The following is a 21,435-nucleotide window of genomic DNA, read 5'->3' on the forward strand; positions in this document are numbered from 1 at the left end:
TAGGTCATCGTCAAGATTAAATTCCGGAACCCCTATCTGCTGACGCAGGTAGGGGTTTTGTTTTGCCCGCAGGAAAGTTCTTACGACAAGCACGGACGGCGTGAAGCTGTCACAGCCCCCCGACAGTGCTAAGGTTCGGCCCTAGCTTTTTGCATTTTCAAGGATGCCTCTATGCCGGACGCGACGTCCCTCAGCCCTGCTTTCATGGTGGTTCACGGCAACCGCCTGGATGAGTTGCGCAGTCTGGTAATCAGCTTGATGCGGCGTTATCCGCTGGCGCCTCTTGAAAATGAAATTGCGCTGGTACAAAGCAACGGCATTGCCCAATGGCTCAAGCTGGCATTGGCCGAAGACCCGGAAGATGACGATACGGGCGGTTGCGGTATTGCCGCTGCCATCGATGTGCAACTGCCGGGTAGTTTCATGTGGCAGCTCTATCGAACGGTGCTTGGACGCGATGAAATTCCGGCCAAGTCCCTGCTCGACAAGGCGCCGCTGACGTGGCGACTGATGCGTCTGCTGCCGCAGTTGATCGAACAGCCGCACTTCGAGCCCCTACGGCGTTTCCTTATCCACGACACCGACTTGCGCAAGCGCTACCAGCTGTCCGAGCGCCTGGCAGACCTGTTCGACCAATATCAGGTGTATCGGGCTGACTGGCTTGAAGACTGGGCGCAAGGTCGACACCAGACAAGAACCGTTCGAGGTGATGTCCAGCCGCTCGCGCCAGCCAATTGTTGGCAGGCTGAATTGTGGCGAGCCTTATTGCTGGACGTAGGTGAACAGGGCATGGCCCAAAGCCGTGCGGGGGTTCACCAGCGCTACATCGAGCGCATCAACAGTCTGGATGTAGCGCCCAAAGGCCTGCCTGCACGGGTGATCGTTTTCGGCATTTCTTCATTGCCGGCCCAAGCCCTGGAGGCCTTGGCCGGTCTTTCACGGTTCAGCCAGGTCCTGCTGTGTGTCCATAATCCATGTCGTCACCATTGGGCGGATATCGTGGCCGACAAGGATCTGCTGCGTCATCAGTACAAGCGCCAGGCACGTAAGGCCGGCATGCCCCAGGTTCTTGATCCGCAAACCCTGCACCAGCATGCCCATCCGCTATTGGCTGCCTGGGGCAAGCAAGGGCGCGACTACATCAACCTGCTCGACAGTTACGATGACCCCAAGAGTTATCGCTCGGTTTTTCGTGAGGGACGAATCGACCTGTTCAGCGACGGGCAGCCCACGACGCTTCTCGGCCAGTTGCAGGATGACATCCTGGAACTGCGTCCCCTCAACGAAACCCGCGAACATTGGCCGGCCGTCGATACCGCGCGGGACGGGTCGATCCGCTTTCATGTCGCCCACAGTGCCCAGCGCGAAGTCGAGATTCTCCACGACCAGTTGCTGGCCCACTTCAGTGCGGATCCGACGCTGCGCCCCCGGGACATCATTGTCATGGTCCCGGACATCGACAGCTATGCGCCGCATATCCGCGCCGTGTTCGGCCAGCTCGATAGAACCGATCCCCGCTTCATCCCATTCACCCTGACCGACCAGGGCCAACGCGGCCGCGACCCGCTGCTGATCGCCGTGGAACATCTGCTCAAGCTGCCGGACAGTCGTTTTGCCGTCAGCGAAGTGCTGGATTTGCTGGACGTCCCGGCGCTGCGCGAACGGTTCGACATCGATGAAGCCGACTTGCCGACGCTGCATCGTTGGATAGAGGGCGCTGGCATTCGCTGGGGGATGAATGCTGAACATCGTGCCGGACTGGGATTGCCTGCCGAGCTTGAGCAGAACAGCTGGCGTTTCGGCCTGCGTCGCATGCTGCTGGGGTACGCCGTCGGCCGGTCGGACGCCTATGAGGGCATCGAGCCCTATGACGAAATTGGCGGCCTGGATGCGGCGTTGATCGGTCCCCTGGTGGCTTTGCTGGATGCGCTGGACGTTGCTCATCAGGAGCTCAGCCGGCCGGCATCGGCGCAGCAATGGGGTGCGCGCCTGCACGACCTGATGCAACTGTTTTTCCAGGCGAGCAGCGAGCATGACGACTATCTGCTGGTCCAGCTCGAAGACCTGCGTGAAACCTGGTTGCAAACTTGTGAGTCGGTTGGCCTGCACGATGAGTTGCCGCTGACGGTGGTGCGAGAAGCCTGGCTGGCCGGGCTGGACCAAGGTCGATTGTCCCAGCGCTTTCTTGCCGGGGCGGTCAATTTCTGCACCTTGATGCCGATGCGTGCGATTCCGTTCAAGCTGGTGTGCCTGCTGGGAATGAATGACGGTGACTACCCGCGCGCCCAGCCTCCGTTGGATTTCGATCTCATGGGCAGCGACTATCGCCCTGGCGACCGTTCCCGACGTGAGGATGACCGCTATTTGCTGTTGGAGGCACTGCTTTCGGCGCGGGAAAAGCTGTACATCAGTTGGATCGGTCGCAGTATCCGCGACAACAGTGACCGCCCCGCATCGGTATTGATCGGTCAACTGAGGGATCACCTCGCCAGTGGGTGGCGGCTGATGGAAGATGGCGAAAGTCTTCTCGAGGCGCTCACCCAGGAGCATCCCCTGCAACCGTTCAGTGCCCGTTATTTTCACCAGGGCGATGAGCTGTTCAGCTATGCCCGCGAGTGGCGAATGCTTCATGGCGTCCAGGATTTAGCTGCAAAACCTCTGGTGCTGGAGCCTTACATCCAGGAAGAGCCCCTTGGTCTCGGACAATTGCAGGATTTCCTGCGCCACCCTGTCCGACATTTCTTCAGCCAGCGACTGAAAGTATTCTTCGAGACGGTCGAAGCCCCCCTGGCGGATGACGAACCCTTCGTCCTCGACGCCCTGCAACGCTACAGCCTGAGCGACAGCTTGCTCGAAGCTGCCTTGGTTCGCCTGGACCAGCCAGACTTTGCCCTGGCTGCCCACGCCAAGAGGCTCCAGAACAGCGGCCTTTTGCCGATGGCCGGTTTTGGAGAGTGCATGCAGCGTGAGTTGATCGAACCCTTGCCAGACTTGATCCAGCGTTACCAAGGGCTCCTGGCATCATGGCCGACACCGCTGACCAGCGCGTTGCCCGTCGGCCTGCAATTGCACGGCGTGAGTGTCGAAGGGTGGTTGAGCGGCCTGCATCAACGCGCCGATGGCACGCTCCTGGCCATCACCGCCATACCCAACAGCATTGGCTCCGCCAAAACCCGCAAGTGGCATCGCCTGATACGTCCCTGGGTCAATCATCTGGTCGCCTGTGCCAGCGGTCTGTCGCTGACGACGGCACTGGTGGCCAGCGATGACAGCTTGCTGTTGGCACCTTTTGATGAAGCGCCAGCGCGAAAGCTGCTTGGCGATCTGTTGCAGGCCTGGCAGGCCGGCATGCGCCAACCCCTACCGGTCGCGGTAAAGACGGCTTTCGCGTGGCTCGGCCAGAGTGAGCCGGACAAGGCAGAAGCGGCTGCTCGAAAAACCTATGAAGGCGATGGGCAGAACTCGGAAGGCGAGCGACGGGAAAGCCCGGCCCTGGCCCGACAGTTTGCCGATTTCGATGCCTTGATGGCCGACGAAACGTTTCCCGATTGGTGCGACGCACTTTACCGGCCTCTGCTCGAAGCGCCCTGGCGTTCGGCGATCCAGGAGGGGCGGCCATGAGTCAGCAGGCACCTTTGGCCCTGGCGTTCCCGCTGCGGGGCAGTCAGTTGATCGAGGCCAGCGCCGGTACGGGCAAGACCTTTACCATCTCGGCACTTTACCTGCGTCTGGTGCTCGGACACGGCGGTCCGGCAACCGGGTTCGGTCGTGAGCTGCTTCCGCCACAAATTCTGGTAGTGACCTTTACCGACGCCGCGACCAAGGAATTGCGCGAGCGTATCCGCACGCGCCTTGCCGAAGCCGCGCGGTTCTTTCGAGACGAGATCCCCGCCCCGGATCCATTACTCGCCCAGTTGCGCGATGAGTTCGACGCACCGCAATGGCCGGGTTGCGCAAATCGCCTGGACGTCGCCGCGCAATGGATGGATGAGGCGGCCGTCTCGACCATCCACAGCTGGTGCCAGCGCATGTTGCGCGAACACGCGTTCGACAGCGGCAGCCTGTTTACCCAGACCCTGGAAACCGATCACAGCGATTTGCTCGGCGAGGTGTTGCGCGATTACTGGCGGTTGTTCTGCTATTCGATGCAAGGCGAGGCGCTCAATTGGGTGCGTACCCACTGGGGCGGGCCTGCTGCGCTGTTGCCACGGGTCAGGGGGTTGTTTTCCAGCGAGCACGACAACAGTGAAGGGCTCGAGCCCGCCGAACTCATTGCAACATCCCTGCAGGAGCGCAGTGCCGCTTTGCTCGATCTCAAGGCACCGTGGCGACAATGGGCTGTGGAGTTGCTTGAGATCTGCCAGCAAGGCGTCGCCAGCAAGTCTGTCGATGGGCGCAAGATGCAGGCGCGCTACTTCGAGCCGTGGTTCCAGAAAATCACTGCCTGGGTGGAGGATGAAAGCCTTGAACTCCTGGACATCGGCACCGGGTTCACGCGACTGACGCCCGAGGGCATGGCCGAAGCCTGGAAAGGCGAAGTGCCCGACCATCCCGGGTTGGACGCCATGGCCAGCCTCAAGGCCAGCCTGGAGGCGTTACCCACGCCGGATGCCGCCGTGTTGCAACATGCCGCGCAATGGGTCGGAGCGCGCTTCGAGGCCGAGAAGCGTCGCCGCGCGGAGATGGGCTTCGACGATATGTTGCTGCGTCTCGATGCGGCGTTGCAGGCCGACGGCGGAGAACGCCTGGCGAGCCTGATCCGTGAACAGTTTCCGGTGGCATTGATCGATGAATTCCAGGACACCGACCCGGTTCAATACCGGATCTTCGAGAGCATCTACCGGATCGAAGACAACCATCCGGAGACCGGACTGTTCCTGATCGGTGACCCGAAACAGGCGATCTACGCGTTTCGCGGCGCCGACATCTACACCTACCTGCGGGCCCGTGAAGCCACCCGTGGCCGGCTGCATACGCTGGGGACGAACTTTCGCTCCAGCCATGCCATGGTCGAGGCCGTGAATCAGGTTTTCCAGAACGCCGAATCCCGCCCGAACGGGCGTGGGGCCTTCCTGTTTCGTGAACCATCGGGCGAGAACCCGGTGCCGTTCCTGCCGGTTGAATCCCAGGGGCGCAAGGAGTCGTTGTGCGTCGCGGGACAGGCCGTTGCGGCACTGAACATCTGGCACCTGCCGTCGGACCAGCCGCTCTCCGGGGCGGTGTACCGACAATCCATGGCGGCGGCGTGCGCCAGTGAAATCACGGCGTTGCTCAACGCCGGACAGGCCGGGCACGCAGGCTTTGTCGTCGACGCGCAAACACTCCGGGGGCTGCAACCGGCGGACATCGCCATTCTGGTGCGCGATGGCAAAGAAGCCCAGGCCGTGCGGGACGAGTTGTCCGTACGGGGCGTGCGCAGTGTTTATCTTTCTGATAAAGATTCGGTCTTCGCTGCCCAGGAAGCGCGGGATTTGCTGACCTGGCTGCGGGCTTGCGCCGAGCCGGATGTCGAGCGCCCGCTGCGCGCGGCACTCGCCAGCATCACCTTGAACCTGCCTCTGAGCGAACTGGAACGTCTCAATCAGGATGAGCTGGCCTGGGAGGCGCGGGTCATGCAATTCCGTGGTTACCGCACCGTCTGGCGCACCCAAGGGGTGCTGCCGATGTTGCGGCGCCTGCTGCATGATTTCGAGTTGCCCCAGGCCCTGATGGCGCGCGGCGATGGTGAGCGGGTGCTGACCAACTTGCTGCACCTGTGCGAGTTGTTGCAGCAGGCGGCCGGGGAGCTGGATGGCGAGCAGGCCTTGATCCGGCATTTGTCCGAGCACCTGGCCTTGTCCGGGCAGGCGGGCGAAGAACAGATCCTGCGTCTGGAAAGCGATGAGCAATTGGTCAAGGTGGTCACGATCCACAAGTCCAAGGGGCTTGAATACCCGCTGGTCTTCCTGCCGTTCATCTGCGCGACCAAACCGGTGGATGGCAGTCGCTTGCCGTTGCATTACCACGATGAGACGGGCAGGGCGCAGATCAGTCTCAAGCCCACCGCCGAATTGATTGCCAAGGCCGATGACGAGCGGCTGGCCGAGGACCTGCGGCTGCTCTACGTGGCGCTTACTCGCGCGCAACATGCGTGCTGGCTGGGTGTGGCGGACCTCAAGCGGGGCAACAACAGCCGCTCGATTCTTCACGTGTCCGCGCTGGGGTACCTGTTGGGCGGTGGCATGCCACTGGCCGAATCGGTGGAACTGGGACGCTGGCTGGATGACCTGCAACGCGGCAACACCGTCGTGGATTGCCGGCCAATGCCCGAGGCTACCGACGAGCATTACCGTCCCCCACGCGACGAAGCGGTGTTGCTCGAACCCTTGGTGCCCTTGCGAAAGGCCAGTGAGAACTGGTGGATTGCGTCCTACAGTGCGTTGCGCATTGGCGAGCGTCTGAGCGAAGGCAGTGATGCCGCACCGGAGAATCCGCAGGCGCAGAAGCTGTTCGACGATGAGCGGCTGGATCCGGATGCCCCGAGGGAAGTCATTGCCGGCGGCGATATCCACCGTTTTCCCCGTGGCCCTAACCCTGGCACGTTTCTGCATGGGCTCCTGGAGTGGGTCGCCGGAGAGGGTTTCTCCTCTTCGCCGGAGGACATCGAGGATGCCATCGCCCGGCGTTGCAACCGTCGGGGTTGGAAAGGCTGGATCACCACCTTGAGCGACTGGTTGCAGCATCTGGTCAGGTTGCCCTTGCCCGTGGGCAGCGATCAGGTTCCGGTGGTACTGGGACAACTGAGCCAATTCCAGGCGGAGATGGAGTTCTGGTTCGCCAGCCTTCGGGTCGACGTGCTCAAGCTCGACCAACTGGTCTGCCAGTTCACCCATGCTGGCGTTGCCCGGGTCGCGGCCGAGCCGGTCATGCTCAACGGTATGTTCAAGGGGTTCATCGATTTGACGTTCGAGCACGAAGGCCGTTTTTACGTGGCTGACTACAAGTCCAACTGGCTGGGCCCCGACGACCTGGCGTACACCCCGCAGGCCATGGAGCAGTCGATCCTGGACAATCGCTACGACCTGCAATACGTGCTGTACCTGCTGGCCCTGCATCGCCAGCTCAAGGCCCGGCTTCCCGACTATGACTACGACCGGCACGTGGGCGGCGCGTTGTATCTGTTTCTGCGCGGTACCCGTTCGGCCAGCCGGGGCGTGTACTTCACCAAGCCGCCACGGACATTGATCGAACAGTTGGATCGTCTGTTCCAGGGCGTGCCCGAACCCAAGCCCGAACCGGCCTGGGTACAGGGAGAATTGCTATGAGCCGTTCTTTTGCCGATCTGCTGCCGCGCTCATCCGATGATGAGGGATTGCCTGACCTCGCGCCTTTGAGCCGTGCAGATGATCTTCTGCTGTTGCTGACGCGCTGGGTCGAGCGCGGTTGGTTGCGCGCCCTGGACAAGGCATTCGTCGCGTTCCTCCATGAACTGGCACCCGACGATGACCCATTGGTGCTGCTTGCCGCTGCCCTTACCAGCCATCAACTGGGTCATGGGCATGTTTGCCTGGACTTGTTCGAAACCCTCAAGGAGCCGGACTTCGCCCTGTCGCTGCCTCCCGAAGGAGATGTGCAGACGGGCGTGCTGCCCTCGCAGGTGCTGCGTACGCTGGACGGCGCCCATTGGTGCAAGGTATTGGCGTGCAGCCGCCTGGTGGCGCTGGCCGTCGATGGCAGCGAAGAGGCCCGGCAACGGCCTTTGGTGTTGTCCGGCAAGCGCCTTTATCTGCGCCGTTACTGGGCCTATGAACGACGGATCGACGAGGCGTTGCGTCAACGGCTGGCCCAGCACGAAGCCACGCCTGGCGACTTGCGCGAGCGCTTGGACGCACTGTTCGGGCCTGCCAACGGCAAGGCCAATGCGCCGATCGATTGGCAGAAACTGGCCTGTGCGCTGGCGACACGAGGGGCGTTCAGCATCATCACCGGCGGCCCGGGGACCGGCAAGACCACCACGGTGGTGCGCCTGTTGGCATTGCTCCAGGCGCCTGCCGTCGAGGCCGGCAAGCCGCTGCGGATTCGCCTGGCGGCTCCGACGGGCAAGGCGGCTGCGCGCCTGACCGAGTCCATCAGCCAGCAGGTGCGGGGCCTCGACGTGGACGGCGCGGTACGCGAGCGAATTCCCTGTGAGGTGACCACGGTTCATCGCTTGTTGGGCAGCCGCCCCGGCACCCGGCATTTTCGCCATCATCGGGGCAATCGGTTGCCGCTCGATGTGCTGGTGGTCGACGAAGCGTCGATGATCGACCTGGAGATGATGGCCAATCTGCTGGATGCGCTGCCGACCCATGCGCGCCTGGTGTTGCTCGGGGACAAGGACCAGTTGGCCTCGGTAGAGGCCGGTGCGGTGCTGGGAGATTTGTGCCGGGATGCCGAGGAAGCGTGGTACAGCCCGCAGACCCGTGCCTGGCTCGAGTCGGTCAGCGGTGAAAACCTTTCGACCCGCGACTTGCAGCAAGACCTCGACAGTGCCCATCCCCTGGCACAGCAAGTGGTCATGCTCAGGCATTCCCGGCGTTTTGGCGAGGGCAGCGGCATCGGTCAACTGGCCCGTCGGGTCAATCAGCAGGAGCCCGAAAAGGCTCGTCAGTTGCTGGAGGAAGGGCAGTATGCCGATTTGTCTTCCTTGAAACTGACGAGTGAACACGACGCAAAACTGGAAAAACTGTTACTCGACGGCAAGCCAGAAGGGCCCCAGGGTTATCGGCATTACCTGAGCCTGCTGCGACAGCGCCGCCCGGCCATTTCCCGCCCATTGGAAGACCGTTGCTGGGTCGATTGGGCCCGGGACGTGCTGTCGGCCTTCGACGAATTCCAGTTGCTCTGCGCAGTGCGCAAAGGCCCGTGGGGTGTCGAAGGACTGAATCAACGGATCACCGCCGCGCTGCTCAAGGCTCGGTTGATCGACAGCGATCAGCAGTGGTATGAAGGACGACCGGTGTTGATGACCCGTAACGACTACGGGTTGGGGTTGATGAACGGCGACATTGGCATCGCCCTCAAGTTACCCGAGCGTCATGGGCCGGATGCCGGCAAACAGGTCCTGCGGGTGGCTTTTCCGCGCAACGATGGCCAGGGCGGGGTGCGGTTCGTGCTGCCCAGCCGCCTGAACGATGTAGAAACCGTATATGCCATGACGGTACATAAATCCCAGGGCTCGGAGTTCGCCCATACGGCTTTGATTCTCCCGGATGCGCTGAACCCCGTGCTGACCAAGGAATTGGTCTACACCGCCATTACCCGGGGCAAGCAGTGGTTCAGCCTGATCGAATCGAAGAACGGCGTGTTCGAGGAGGCGGTCCGGCGCAAGGTCAAGCGCCTGAGCGGATTGATGCTGGAGTTGGATCGCGATGACTGAGCGACTTACATCAGTGATTTCGCGCCGTAGAGCATGATTGTGACTGTTTTCTGTCAGAAATGTCCTTGGATGGCTGTCTCGCTGGCTTTTTGACACTGTGTTATCGTTCTGTCACCTATCTTGTAACCAGAGATTTTCCATGACAGCGGCTGTTCGGGGGAGCGTGCGCGGCAAGGACTGGAGGCATTTTCTGCTGGCCGGTCTCGTGTGGTTGCTGTCGCCGATGGTGGTGGCCGAGGACCCGGCTGCCGTCACTCGCGCCGAGCAGCGGGCCGAGGCGGTTACCCAGGTCGTGCTGGGCATTCTCAGCTATGCCCGCTGGCCCGTGGAGCCTGCGCAGTTGCAACTGTGCATCATCGGGCCGACCCAATACACCGACGATCTGGTCAAGGGCACGACCCAGGCCACCGGTCGACCGGTGAGCGTCCAGCGATTGCTGGCCGATAACCCTGATATCGCTACCCAGTGCAATGCGGTCTACATCGGTCAACTGACCGACGAGGAGCGCAGTCATCTGTTTGCCTCCTTGGCCGGCAAGCCTGTCCTGAGCATCAGCGAAGGAGGCGACCCATGCACCGTGGGTAGCCTGTTCTGCCTGCGGGTCGGTGATGAACAGGTGTCGTTCGAGGTCAACCTCGATTCGGTCGCGCGCAGCGGTGTGCGCATCCATCCCAGTGTCTTGCAGCTTTCCCGTCGTCGGACCGCCGCACCATGACCCAGGCGAAAACACGGACCCGTCCCACCCTGGGCTCGGTCATCGGCCGCGGTCACCTGATCGTCGCCTTGGTGGCGATCACCATGGCCAGCGTTTCCCTGACCCTGCTGGGCGTGCTCGCCTTGAGGGTCTATGCCGACCACAACCTGCACCTGATCGCCCGGTCGATCAACTACACCGTCGAGGCGGCGGTGGTGTTCGATGACGCGGCGGCGGCCACCGAAGCGCTGGCCTTGATCGCCACGACCGAAGAGGTGGCCGACGCCCAGGTGTTCAATGAGCACGGTCGTCTGCTGGCCCGCTGGCAGCGGCCAACGACCGGTTTCTTGTCCGGGCTGGAGATGCATATTGCCAAGGCATTCCTGGAAAAGCCCATCCACCTGCCGATCATTCACCAAGGGCGCACCGTTGGCAGCATTTTCCTGGCGGGGCATGGCGGCAGTCTGCTGCGCTTTCTGCTCAGCGGCCTGGCGGGCATTATCGTATGCACGGCGGTGAGCGCCTGGGTCGCGCTGTACCTGGCGCGGCGCCAGTTACGTGCGATCACCGGACCGCTGCGACGCCTGGCAGAAGTCGCTCACGCGGCGCGCAGCGAACGTGCCCTCGACCGACGCGTTCCGCCGGCCGCCATTGCCGAGCTGGATAACCTGGGCAATGACTTCAACGCACTGCTCGATGAACTGGAATCCTGGCAGACCCATCTGCAAAGCGAGAACGCGACCCTGGCGCACCAGGCCAGCCACGACAGCCTGACCGGGCTGCCGAACCGGGCGTTCTTCGAAGGCCGGTTGATCCGCGCCTTGCGCAACGCCAGCAAGCTCGACGAGCGGGTGGCGGTGCTGTACCTGGACAGCGATCGGTTCAAGGGTATCAACGACAATTTCGGCCACGCGGCCGGCGATGCGGTACTGACGGCGGTGGCGACCCGGGTAAAGGCCCAGTTGCGCGAGGATGACCTGGTGGCGCGCCTGGGCGGCGACGAATTCGCCGTGTTGCTGACGCCCCTGCATGAGGCCGAGGATGCCGAACGGATCGCCGAAAAAATCATCGCCAGCATGGACATGCCGATTCAATTGCCCGGCAATGCCAGCGTCCTGACCTCCCTGAGTATCGGCATTGCCGTTTATCCGGATCACGGCACCACACCAGGCACCTTGCTTCACGCCGCCGATGCGGCGATGTACCAGGCCAAGCGCCTCACCCGAGGCGGTCAACACTCGTCAGGGTCGGAGCACCCTGCCGCAGATCTTCAAACCAGGAGCTGACTCGTGCGTGCTTACCCTCGATTTTCCTTGCGGCAGTTCGCCGCGTTTCTGTTTATCACCGTCCTGGCGCTGAGCGGTTGCCAGACCGCACCGCACAAAGGCCTGACGCCGGCGCAAGTGGCGGTACTCAAGCAGCAAGGGTTCGAATTGACCGACGATGGCTGGGCCTTTGGCCTGTCGGGCAAGGTGCTGTTCGGCAGCGACGTGGAACAGCTCAACCCGGCCAGCACCCAGATCGTCGAACGGATCGGCAAGGCGTTGCTGGGGGCCGACATCCAGCGTGTGCGCATCGATGGCCATACCGACGCCTCGGGCTCGCGTGCCTATAACGAACAGCTGTCGGTACGTCGGGCCAAGAGCGTGGGCCAGGTGCTGACCGGTGTCGGGATGCGCGAAGAGAACGTACAGCTGCGCGGCCTCGGCAGCAGCATACCGGTCGCCTCCAACGACACCGCCAGCGGCCGCACCGAAAACCGTCGTGTCGCCATCGTGGTCATCGCCGACTAACCGGCAAACACCATCGCCCGGCTGTCGCCCATCAGCAATGGTCGGTTCTGTTCGGTCACGTCGCGGATGTAATCCCACAACAACGTGATCCGCTTGAGCTTGCGCAGATCCTCCCGGCAGTACATCCAGAACTGCCGGGTGATGTTGATCTCTTCCGGCAGCACCGGTAACAGGCGCGGATCCTGGGCGGCGAGGAAGCACGGCAGGATCGCCAGGGAACGGCCTTGCTGCGCGGCGACGAATTGGGCGATCACGCTGGTGCTGCGCAGGTGGGCGTGGGCGCCGGGCAGCACGTTGGCCAGGTAAAGCAATTCGGAACTGAACGCCAGGTCGTCCACGTAGCTGATGAACGAATGATTTCCCAGGTCGGCCGGGCGCTGGATGGGTGGGTGAGTGTCCAGGTATTGCTGGGTGGCGTAGAGCTGCAACCGGTAGTCGCAGAGTTTGCAGCACACATAGGGGCCATGTTCCGGGCGTTCCAGGGCGATGACTATGTCGGCTTCGCGCTTGGAAAGGCTGATGAAGTGCGGCAGTGGCAGGATGTCGACCGAAATGGCCGGGTAGGCGTCGACGAAGTGGCTCAGTTGCGGGGTGATGAAGAAGCTGCCGAAGCCTTCGGTGCAGCCCATGCGCACGTGGCCGGACAGGGCGACGCCTGAACCGGAAACCTGTTCGCAAGCCATGTGCAACGTGCTTTCGATCGATTCGGCGTACCCCAGCAGGCGCTGGCCTTCGGCGGTCAGGACAAAACCGTTGGTCCGGGATTTTTCGAACAGCAGCGTGCCTAACGACGCTTCCAGCGAGCTGATGCGTCGCGACACCGTGGTGTAGTCGACAGCCAGGCGCTTGGCCGCGGTGCTGGCCTTGCGGGTACGGGCCACTTCGAGGAAGAACTTGAGGTCGTCCCAGTTCAGCGACCCCAGGGAGGTGATGTTTTTTTGCATGATGGACCGGTTTTTATGTGCGTTCTTATTAGAAGTTTGCACGTCTATACTCCAAAAACCGTCTTATCACCACGGTGCCAGTGCACCTTGGTCACCGCTGAAGCAGCGCTCTCTATAAGAACAATCCCGGAGGCCCGCATGAACGTTTCCGTTACGCCCAGCGACACCGCCCTGCAAACCGTCAAACTGTTGATCGATGGCGAGTGGGTTCAATCCCAATCCAGCGAATGGCACGACATCGTCAACCCGGCGACCCAGCAAGTGCTGGCCAAGGTGCCGTTTGCCACCGCTGCGGAAGTCGACGCGGCCATCGCCGCCGCCCAGCGTGCCTTCCAGACCTGGAAGCTGACGCCGATCGGCGCGCGGATGCGCATCATGCTCAAGCTTCAGGCGCTGATTCGCGAACACTCCAAGCGCATTGCCGTGGTGCTCAGCGCCGAACAGGGCAAGACCCTCGCGGACGCCGAGGGCGATATTTTCCGTGGTCTGGAAGTGGTCGAGCACGCCTGTTCCATCGGCACCCTGAAAATGGGTGAGTTCGCCGAGAACGTCGCCGGGGGCGTCGACACCTACACGCTGCGCCAGCCGATCGGGGTGTGCGCCGGCATCACGCCGTTCAACTTCCCGGCGATGATCCCGCTGTGGATGTTCCCGATGGCCATCGCCTGCGGCAACACTTTCGTGCTCAAACCGTCGGAACAAGACCCGTTGTCGACCATGCTGCTGGTGGAACTGGCCATCGAGGCCGGTGTGCCGGCGGGCGTGCTCAACGTGGTGCACGGCGGCAAGGACGTGGTGGATGCGCTGTGCACCCACAAGGACATCAAGGCCGTGTCGTTCGTCGGTTCGACGGCGGTCGGGACCCATGTGTATGACCTGGCCGGTCGCTATGGCAAACGCGTGCAATCGATGATGGGCGCGAAGAACCACGCGGTGGTATTGCCCGATGCCAACCGCGAACAGACCCTCAATGCCTTGGTCGGCGCCGGTTTCGGCGCGGCGGGCCAGCGCTGCATGGCCACTTCGGTGGTGGTGATGGTGGGTGCGGCCAAGCAGTGGCTGCCGGAGCTCAAGGCCCTGGCGCAGAAGCTCAAGGTCAATGCCGGCAGCGAGCCAGGCACGGACGTTGGCCCGGTGATCTCCAAGCGGGCCAAGGCGCGGATCCTTGAGTTGATCGAAAGCGGCGTGCAACAAGGCGCGAAGCTGGAGCTCGATGGCCGTGGCATCAGCGTGCCGGGCTTCGAGCAAGGCAATTTCGTCGGCCCGACCCTGTTTTCCGGCGTGACCACCGACATGCGCATCTACACCGAAGAAATCTTCGGCCCGGTGCTGGTGGTGCTGGAAGTCGACACCCTGGACCAGGCGATTGCCCTGGTCAACGCCAACCCGTTCGGTAATGGCACGGGCCTGTTCACCCAGAGCGGCGCAGCGGCGCGTAAATTCCAGAGCGAGATCGACGTCGGCCAGGTGGGCATCAACATCCCGATTCCGGTGCCGGTGCCGTTCTTCAGCTTCACCGGTTCCCGTGGTTCGAAACTCGGCGACCTCGGCCCGTACGGCAAACAAGTGGTGCAGTTCTACACTCAGACCAAGACCGTCACCGCACGCTGGTTCGACGATGACAGTGTCAATGACGGTGTGAACACCACGATCAACCTGCGTTAAGGAGCCGGACATGAACATCGCATTCATCGGCCTGGGCAACATGGGCGCGCCCATGGCCCGTAATCTGCTCAAGGCCGGCCATTCGCTGAACCTGTTCGACCTGAACCAGACGGTATTGGCCGAGCTGGCTGCGCTGGGCGGCACCATCAGCACCTCGCCTCGCGATGCCGCCCAAGGCGCCGCGCTGGTGATCACCATGCTGCCCGCCGCCGCCCACGTACGCAGCGTCTGGCTGGGTGAAGACGGTGTACTGGCCGGCATCGCCGCTGGTACACCGGCTGTGGATTGCAGCACCATCGACCCGCAGACTGCCCGCGACGTGGCGGCTGCCGCTGCGAAGCAAGGGGTGGCGATGGCCGATGCGCCGGTCTCGGGCGGCACCGGCGGTGCGGCGGCGGGCACGTTGACCTTCATGGTCGGCGCCACGGCTGAGTTGTTCGCCACCTTGCAACCGGTACTGGCGCAGATGGGCCGTAACATCGTCCATTGCGGTGAGGTCGGCACCGGGCAGATCGCCAAGATCTGCAACAACTTGCTGCTGGGGATCTCCATGGTGGGCGTCAGTGAGGCCATGGCCCTGGGCGATGCCTTGGGGATCGACACCCAGGTGCTGGCCGGGATCATCAACAGTTCCACCGGGCGTTGCTGGAGTTCCGATACTTACAACCCGTGGCCGGGCGTGATCGAAACGGCGCCGGCATCCCGCGGCTACACCGGTGGTTTTGGAGCAGACCTGATGCTCAAGGACCTGGGGCTGGCTACTGAAGCGGCCCGACAGGCCCATCAGCCGGTGGTGCTGGGGGCGGTGGCGCAGCAGTTGTATCAAGCCATGAGCCAGCGCGGCGAGGGCGGCAAGGATTTTTCGGCGATCGTTAACAGCTATCGCAAGCCGCAATAAGGCCTGGGAGGTCGAGGGAGTTTATCTGTGGGGGCAAGCCTTGCTCCCTCAAATACCTCCCATGCCACAGGGCGCTGCATTTCAGAAGGTTGTTTTCCGAGAGACCATGTCGGGTGGTCTCTCGGTTTTTTGTTTCAGGCAAAGACGAAATATTTGCGCACGGTCTCGACCACTTCCCAGGTGCCCTTCATGCCTGGCTCGATCACAAAGATGTCACCGGCCTTCAGGTGGATCGGCGCCATGCCTTCCGGGGTGATGATGCAGTAGCCTTCCTGGAAGTGGCAGTATTCCCACTTCACGTATTCCACATACCACTTGCCCGGCGTGCAGATCCAGGTGCCCATGATCTTGTTGCCGTCTTCGCTGGTGTAGGCGTTGAGGTTGACGGTGTGCGGGTCGCCTTCGAGTTTTTCCCATTTGCAGGCGTCGAGCACGGGCAGCGGATGGGTGTCGCGCAGGACGGTAATTGGTGCAGTCATGTGAACTCCGAAAGAGGGCGGAAGAGAACGGGCACCCTAACGCGCAGCCTGAGCGGGTAGATGTCTGGGTTCGACACCGGGTTATCCAGAAACGCTGCCGTTTTCCAGGTGCACAGCCAGTGTCCTGGCGTAGGCGGGCAAACCATCGAAGTCCCGGGCACAGAGCCGCAAGGCCCGTTGCGCCCAGGCCTCTTGCAACGTAATGCATTGATAGGACGGCTCGGGCGGGCGCCGGTCGATGGCGGCCTTCGGCACGATGGCGAGGCCGGCACCGTGGGCGACCATGCGAATCACCCCGTCGAAACCCTCGGCGCGAATGCGGACATGCATGCGCAAGCCAATGTGCAGGGCCTGTTCCTCCAAGTGAATCGCCAGGGCACTGGCAGTGTTCAGGCCGACGTAGTCATGGTTGAGGGTGTCGCTGAAAGTCACCGTCCGACCGTCAGTCAAAGGATGTCCGGACGGTAGGATCAAGATCAACGGATCGTCGCAAAAGGGCCGGGTCTGCAAGCCTTCGGTGTCGACGGCGTCGGAAACGATACCCAAGTCTGCCGCGCCCTGGCGCAACGCATGGGTGATCCGTGAGCTGGGCAACTCCTGCAGGTCGATGTCGAGGTTGGGATGGGCCTTGAGGAAATCGGCCAGCCGTTCGGGCAGATACTCGGTCAGGGCGCTGGTGTTGCACAGCAATCGCACCTGGCCTTTGACGCCCCGGGCGTATTCGGCCAGGTCCTGTTGCAGGCGTTCGACCTGTTGCAGCAGCACCCGGGCATGTTGCGCCAGGGCCTGGCCGGCGGGTGTCGGGGTTACGCCCCGTCGACCGCGTTCAAGCAACGCGGTGCCCAGGGACGCCTCCATGGCGCGAACCCGCGCGCTGCCCGCCGCCAGGGATAAATGGCTACGCCCGGCGCCGGCCGTGATGTTGCCGGTGTCGAGGATGTTCAGGTAGAGGCGCAGGTCGATGAGGTCGAAGTGCATAGGGGATCCTGTGCCAATGAATTCTCCAGCCTCTTGAGTAAAGAGAGGCAGCCTCAGTATATGGCAGATTTTCAAGCCAAGGCCCGGGGCGCACCATGGCCCCATGGACACTCTCATCGCTTTCTATCAGAACCTCGGCCTGGTGCTTTCCCTGTTGGTCATCGGCACCTTCCTGCTGGCCGGTACCATCAAGGGAGTGATCGGCCTCGGCCTGCCAACGATCGCCATGGGCTTGCTCGGGCTGGCTATGGCACCGCCGCAGGCTGCGGCGCTACTCATCATTCCAGCGACCCTGACCAATGTCTGGCAATTGGCCTTCGGCGGTCATCTGCATGCCTTGATTCGGCGTCTGTGGCCGCTGTTGCTGGCGATTTTCCTCGGCACCGGACTTGGAACGCTGTGGATCGGCATGGCGGGCGGGGCGTGGGTGGTGCGAGCCTTGGGCGGGGCGCTAGCGCTGTATGCACTGAGCGGGCTGTTGCTGCCCACGTTGAGGGTCGGTTGCGCTGTCGAACGCTGGCTCGCTCCGTTCTGTGGGCTGCTCACCGGCCTTATCACCTCCGCCACCGGTGTTTTCGTCATTCCGGCGGTGCCGTATCTGCAAGCGCTGGGCTTGAGCAAGGATGAACTGGTGCAGGCCCTGGGGCTGTCGTTCACCGTCTCAACGTTAGCCCTGGCCGCCGGCCTGCTGTGGCGCGGCGCCTTGGGGGGCGGTGAGTTGAGCGCCTCGTTGCTGGCGCTGGCACCCGCGCTGCTGGGGATGTGGCTGGGGCAATGGCTGCGCCAGCGCATCAGCGCCGTGTTGTTCAAGCGCGTGTTCTTCATCGGCCTCGGCGCGCTTGGCGCCCATTTGCTGGTCAGCGGCTAGCCGAGGAGGGGCTGAGCATTTCGATGCGGCGGATGTCGAAGTCGCGTTCCAGGTAATCCATGCGCTGCTCCAGGAATTGCTTCATGTGCGGCAGATTCGAATGCACATCCAGGTGCGCCTGGGAGGCCCAGACCTCATAGAAGATAAACAGTGTCGGGTCCTGCTGGTCGCGCAGCATGTGGTATTCGATGCAGCCGGGCTCGGCGCGGCTTGGCTCGACGTAGGGGCGAAACAACGCTTCGAAGGCTTCGGCTTTTTCCGGACGGGTCTTGGCGTGGAGGATGAAACCGTGTTGTTCGCTCATCGGATGGCTTCCTGATTAAAAGTCAGCCGAATTCTATTGCAATAATCGACTATTGATTCGTGCGTTTGTATCAAATCAGTTTTGCTGTTGCGTGGCTTATTCCGCCTGCGCCTCATCGCTACTCTGCCGCCATCGTTTTTCAACCTATCCAATCGACGCCCCTCCATGGCTCGCGTCGTGGAACCCGATGAGGCACTCATGAAAAAAGTCCTGTTGCTCAATGGCGGTAAACAATTCGCCCACTCCGACGGCCGCTACAACGCCACCCTCCACGATACGGCGCTCAGCGTGCTGGACCGCGGTGGTTTTGACGTACAGACCACCTTCATCGATGGCAGCTACGACATCAAGGAAGAAGTCGCCAAGTTTCTCTGGGCTGACGTGATCATTTACCAGATGCCCGGCTGGTGGATGGGTGCGCCGTGGACCGTGAAGAAATACATCGACGAAGTCTTCACCGAAGGCCACGGCAGCCTCTATGCCAGTGATGGCCGCACCCGCTCCGATGCCTCGCAGAAGTACGGCAGCGGCGGACTGATCCAGGGCAAGCAGTACATGTTGTCCCTGACCTGGAACGCCCCGCAGCAAGCCTTCGACGATCCGACCGACTTCTTCGAGGCCAAGGGCGTGGACGCGGTGTACTTCCCATTCCACAAGGCCAACCAGTTCCTTGGCATGACCGGCCTGCCGACTTTCCTGTGCGTGGACGTGATGAAGCGCCCGAACATCGAAGGCGATGTGGCGCGGTATGAGCAGCATTTGATCGAGGTGTTCGGTCTTTCACGGTAATCCGGCTACCATCGGGGGGTTACCTGAATGCACTCATGCGTTCCACGAGAGGATGCCTGTGAAAGCCAGATCCGACGAATTACAGATTTTCGTCTGCGTGATCGAGTGCGGATCGATCTCTGCCGCCGCCGAGCAAGTTGGACAGACGCCGTCGGCGGTCAGTCGCACGTTGTCGCGCCTGGAGGCCAAGCTCGACACCACGCTGATCAACCGCACCACGCGGCGCATGGGCCTGACCGAGGAGGGCAAGTACTTCTTCGAACATGCCAAAGGCATCCTCGACCAGATGGACGCGTTGGAAGAGCGCTTGTCATCCCGCCAGAAGAATCCGGCGGGGCGGCTGCGGATCAACGCCGCCGCACCGTTCATCCTGCATGCCATCGTCCCGCACATCGAAGAGTTCCGCAGGCTCTACCCGCAGATCCAACTGGAGCTCAACAGCAACGACCTGATCATCGACTTGCTGGAGCAAAGCACCGACGTCGCCATTCGCATCGGCACCCTCACGGACTCGACCCTGCATGCCCGCTCGCTGGGCTGTAGCCCGTTGCACATCCTGGCCAGCCCGGCCTATCTGGAGCGACACGGTACACCCGCGAGCGTCGCCGAACTGGCGAGCCATGCGCTGCTGGGGTTCGCCCTGAACGACGGGCTCAACCAGTGGCCGCTACGTCACGCGCACGGTGATCGCTGGCCGATCCAACCCGCCATCAGCGCTTCCAGCGGCGAAACCGTGCGCCACCTGGCGTTGCAAGGGCAGGGCATTGCCTGTCTGTCGGACTTCATGAGTCGCGAAGACATCCTGGCCGGTCGGCTGAAGGTGCTGCTGGCCGATGCCAACAGCGGGTACCGCCAGCCGATCAACGCGGTGTACTACCGCAATTCGCAACTGGCCTTGCGGATCCAGTGCTTCCTGGACTTCATCCAGGACAAACTCGCCGGCTACGCCTCGCGAAAGATCTACGACTGACTCCCGAAAGCCTGTGGAGCCCGCTCAGCTCCCACAGGTTTTTGTGGCGTTCTTCAGTCGTGTTGCACGCCCGCGCGCTTGAGCATTTGCTTGCAGCGTTCACTCAGGTGAAATATCCGCAGATGCTTGCCGGCCTTGCCGTAGCGTTCGCGCAGGGTCATCAGTGCGGCGATGGCCGAGTAGTCGACGAAGTTCAGGTGGCGGCAGTCGAGGGTGACCTGCGAAGGGTCGTTGGCCGGGTCGAACTGGTGCAGGAACCGCATCGTCGAGGCGAAGAACAGCGTGCCGTGCAGGCGATAGAGCTTGCTGCCGTCGGCTTCCAGGTGCGTGTCGGCGTACAGCTCCCGGGCATGCTGCCAGGCGAAGTTGAGCGCTGCGATGATAATCCCGCACAACACCGCGACGGCCAGGTCGGTGAACACGGTGATGAGGGTCACGGCGATGATCACCAGCACATCGTTGAGCGGCACCTTGTTGATGACCCGCAGCGAGGCCCAGGCAAATGTCTGCTGGGCCACCACGAACATCACCCCCACCAGCGCGGCCAGCGGAATACGTTCGATCAGGGGCGAGAGAAACAGCACGAACAGCAATACCATCACCCCGGCCACCACGCCGGACAGCCGGCCACGTCCACCGGAACTGAGGTTGATCACTGTCTGGCCGATCATGGCGCAACCGCCCATGCCGCCAAGCAGTCCCGAGGCGATGTTCGCCGCGCCCAAGGCCACGCATTCACGGTTGGTGAAGCCGCGGCTGGCGGTGATTTCATCGGTCAGGTTCAGGGTCAGCAGGGTTTCGAGCAAGCCGACCATGGCCATCACCACCGCGTAGGGCAACACCACCTCCAGGGTGGCCAGGTTCCAGGGGACGCCGGGTAAGGCGAAGGCCGGCAAGCCACCGGCGATGTGCGCCATGTCGCCGAGCGTGCGGGTGGGCAGGTCGAGCAGGTAGACCGCCAGGCCAACACCGAGGACCGCCACCAGGGCCGGCGGCACGCTGCGGGTCAGGCGTGGCAGCAGGTAGACGATGGCCATGGTCAGCGCCACGAGGCCGGCCATCAGGTACAACGGCTCACCGCTCAGCCAGGCCGCGCCTCGCTTGAAATGCTCCAGTTGGGCCAAGGCAATGACGATGGCCAGGCCATTGACGAAACCGAGCATCACCGGGTGCGGCACCATGCGTACCAGCTTGCCCAGGCGCAACAACCCGAACGCGATCATGATCAACCCGCTCAGCAGCACGGTCGCCAACAGGTACTGCACGCCGTGCTGCACCACCAGCGCGACAATCACCACTGCCATCGATCCCGCGGCCCCTGAGATCATGCCCGGTCGACCACCGAACAGCGCGGTCAGCGTACAGAGGATAAACGCCCCGTACAGCCCCATCAGTGGATTGAGGTGGGCCACCAGGGCGAAGGCGATGCATTCGGGGAGCAACGCGAAAGAGGTGGTGAGGCCGGCGAGAATGTCGGCGCGCAGACGTGCTGGTTTCATGGTTTACCTGAATGGGCAGCCGATGAAAACCGGCTGCCGGGGGGCGAAAAAAGCGGCGATGGTACGCAATTGAATGCTGCCCGGCCAGTGATCGCCGTTGCGCGAACAAGTTCCAGAAAAGGGCGTTGCGCCGTGGGCTCGGCTCGTAGCGCAACCG

Annotated in this window: 16 protein-coding genes; 11 read left to right on the top strand and 5 right to left on the bottom strand. The window is 62.5% G+C overall.

The genetic code is table 11. From position 1 onward, the window contains the following. Positions 1-171 precede the first annotated feature (171 nt). From recC to N4Q37_RS17015, 6 genes are all read left to right on the top strand, one after another. A complete protein-coding gene (gene recC / locus N4Q37_RS16990; RefSeq protein ID WP_260959704.1) occupies positions 172-3,621 on the top strand; it encodes an exodeoxyribonuclease V subunit gamma in 3,450 nt (1,149 codons plus the stop codon). Continuing rightward, positions 3,618-7,304 (top strand): exodeoxyribonuclease V subunit beta, encoded by a 3,687-nt coding sequence (recB, locus tag N4Q37_RS16995; protein WP_260959717.1) that lies wholly within the window; start codon positions 3,618-3,620, stop codon positions 7,302-7,304. Before recC ends, recB begins: the two co-directional genes overlap by 4 nt. Then, positions 7,301-9,397 carry an exodeoxyribonuclease V subunit alpha gene (recD, locus tag N4Q37_RS17000; RefSeq protein ID WP_260959721.1) on the top strand — a complete coding sequence of 699 codons (2,097 nt, stop codon included), beginning with the start codon at positions 7,301-7,303 and terminating at the stop codon, positions 9,395-9,397. The genes recB and recD overlap by 4 nt, the downstream gene beginning before the upstream one ends. Before the next feature lie 139 nt (positions 9,398-9,536). Further along, entirely contained in the window at positions 9,537-10,112 is a 576-nt protein-coding gene (locus tag N4Q37_RS17005) for a YfiR family protein (RefSeq protein WP_260959723.1), read from the top strand. Then, positions 10,109-11,377 (top strand): diguanylate cyclase domain-containing protein, encoded by a 1,269-nt coding sequence (locus tag N4Q37_RS17010; RefSeq protein WP_260959731.1) that lies wholly within the window; start codon positions 10,109-10,111, stop codon positions 11,375-11,377. Before N4Q37_RS17005 ends, N4Q37_RS17010 begins: the two co-directional genes overlap by 4 nt. A 3-nt stretch (positions 11,378-11,380) precedes the next feature. Continuing rightward, the gene (locus tag N4Q37_RS17015) at positions 11,381-11,884 is read left to right on the top strand and encodes an OmpA family protein (protein WP_390897938.1); all 504 of its coding nucleotides are present in this window, start codon (positions 11,381-11,383) and stop codon (positions 11,882-11,884) included. Here the strand turns inward: N4Q37_RS17015 and N4Q37_RS17020 are convergent. Further along, on the bottom strand, positions 11,881-12,828 hold the full coding sequence (locus tag N4Q37_RS17020) for a LysR family transcriptional regulator (RefSeq protein WP_260960492.1): 948 nt from the start codon (positions 12,826-12,828) through the stop codon (positions 11,881-11,883). The genes N4Q37_RS17015 and N4Q37_RS17020 overlap by 4 nt on opposite strands. Positions 12,829-12,966: 138 nt before the next feature. Between N4Q37_RS17020 and N4Q37_RS17025 the strand changes: the two genes are divergently transcribed. Continuing rightward, a complete protein-coding gene (locus N4Q37_RS17025) occupies positions 12,967-14,493 on the top strand; it encodes a CoA-acylating methylmalonate-semialdehyde dehydrogenase (protein WP_260959742.1) in 1,527 nt (508 codons plus the stop codon). 10 nt (positions 14,494-14,503) lie between these two features. Next, on the top strand, positions 14,504-15,391 hold the full coding sequence (gene mmsB / locus N4Q37_RS17030) for a 3-hydroxyisobutyrate dehydrogenase (RefSeq protein WP_260959744.1): 888 nt from the start codon (positions 14,504-14,506) through the stop codon (positions 15,389-15,391). Positions 15,392-15,525: 134 nt separating this feature from the next. Here the strand turns inward: mmsB and N4Q37_RS17035 are convergent, their stop codons facing one another. Together N4Q37_RS17035 and N4Q37_RS17040 are read right to left on the bottom strand one after the other, a co-directional pair. After that, complete coding sequence (locus N4Q37_RS17035) at positions 15,526-15,870, bottom strand: cupin domain-containing protein (RefSeq protein WP_260959746.1); 345 nt, start codon at positions 15,868-15,870, stop codon at positions 15,526-15,528. Between the two features lie 81 nt (positions 15,871-15,951). Next, complete coding sequence (locus N4Q37_RS17040; protein WP_260959748.1) at positions 15,952-16,848, bottom strand: LysR substrate-binding domain-containing protein; 897 nt, start codon at positions 16,846-16,848, stop codon at positions 15,952-15,954. A 103-nt stretch (positions 16,849-16,951) separates the two neighbouring features. Between N4Q37_RS17040 and N4Q37_RS17045 the strand changes: the two genes are divergently transcribed. Further along, positions 16,952-17,716 carry a sulfite exporter TauE/SafE family protein gene (locus N4Q37_RS17045; RefSeq protein WP_260959751.1) on the top strand — a complete coding sequence of 255 codons (765 nt, stop codon included), beginning with the start codon at positions 16,952-16,954 and terminating at the stop codon, positions 17,714-17,716. On the opposite strand, the gene N4Q37_RS17050 is transcribed toward N4Q37_RS17045, so the two are convergent. Continuing rightward, on the bottom strand, positions 17,706-18,020 hold the full coding sequence (locus tag N4Q37_RS17050; RefSeq protein WP_260959760.1) for a putative quinol monooxygenase: 315 nt from the start codon (positions 18,018-18,020) through the stop codon (positions 17,706-17,708). The genes N4Q37_RS17045 and N4Q37_RS17050 overlap by 11 nt on opposite strands. A gap of 198 nt (positions 18,021-18,218) precedes the next feature. Between N4Q37_RS17050 and N4Q37_RS17055 the strand changes: the two genes are divergently transcribed. Together N4Q37_RS17055 and N4Q37_RS17060 are read left to right on the top strand one after the other, a co-directional pair. Further along, positions 18,219-18,809: an NAD(P)H-dependent oxidoreductase gene (locus N4Q37_RS17055; protein WP_260959762.1), complete on the top strand. Its 591-nt coding sequence runs from the start codon at positions 18,219-18,221 to the stop codon at positions 18,807-18,809. 58 nt (positions 18,810-18,867) lie between these two features. Beyond that, complete coding sequence (locus N4Q37_RS17060; protein WP_260959764.1) at positions 18,868-19,779, top strand: LysR family transcriptional regulator; 912 nt, start codon at positions 18,868-18,870, stop codon at positions 19,777-19,779. Positions 19,780-19,832: 53 nt separating this feature from the next. Here the strand turns inward: N4Q37_RS17060 and N4Q37_RS17065 are convergent, their stop codons facing one another. Further along, the gene (locus tag N4Q37_RS17065) at positions 19,833-21,278 is read right to left on the bottom strand and encodes a SulP family inorganic anion transporter (protein WP_260959766.1); all 1,446 of its coding nucleotides are present in this window, start codon (positions 21,276-21,278) and stop codon (positions 19,833-19,835) included. Positions 21,279-21,435 lie beyond the last annotated feature (157 nt).

The organism is Pseudomonas citri (genome assembly GCF_025336485.1).
In the GTDB taxonomy this organism is placed as follows: domain Bacteria; phylum Pseudomonadota; class Gammaproteobacteria; order Pseudomonadales; family Pseudomonadaceae; genus Aquipseudomonas; species Aquipseudomonas citri.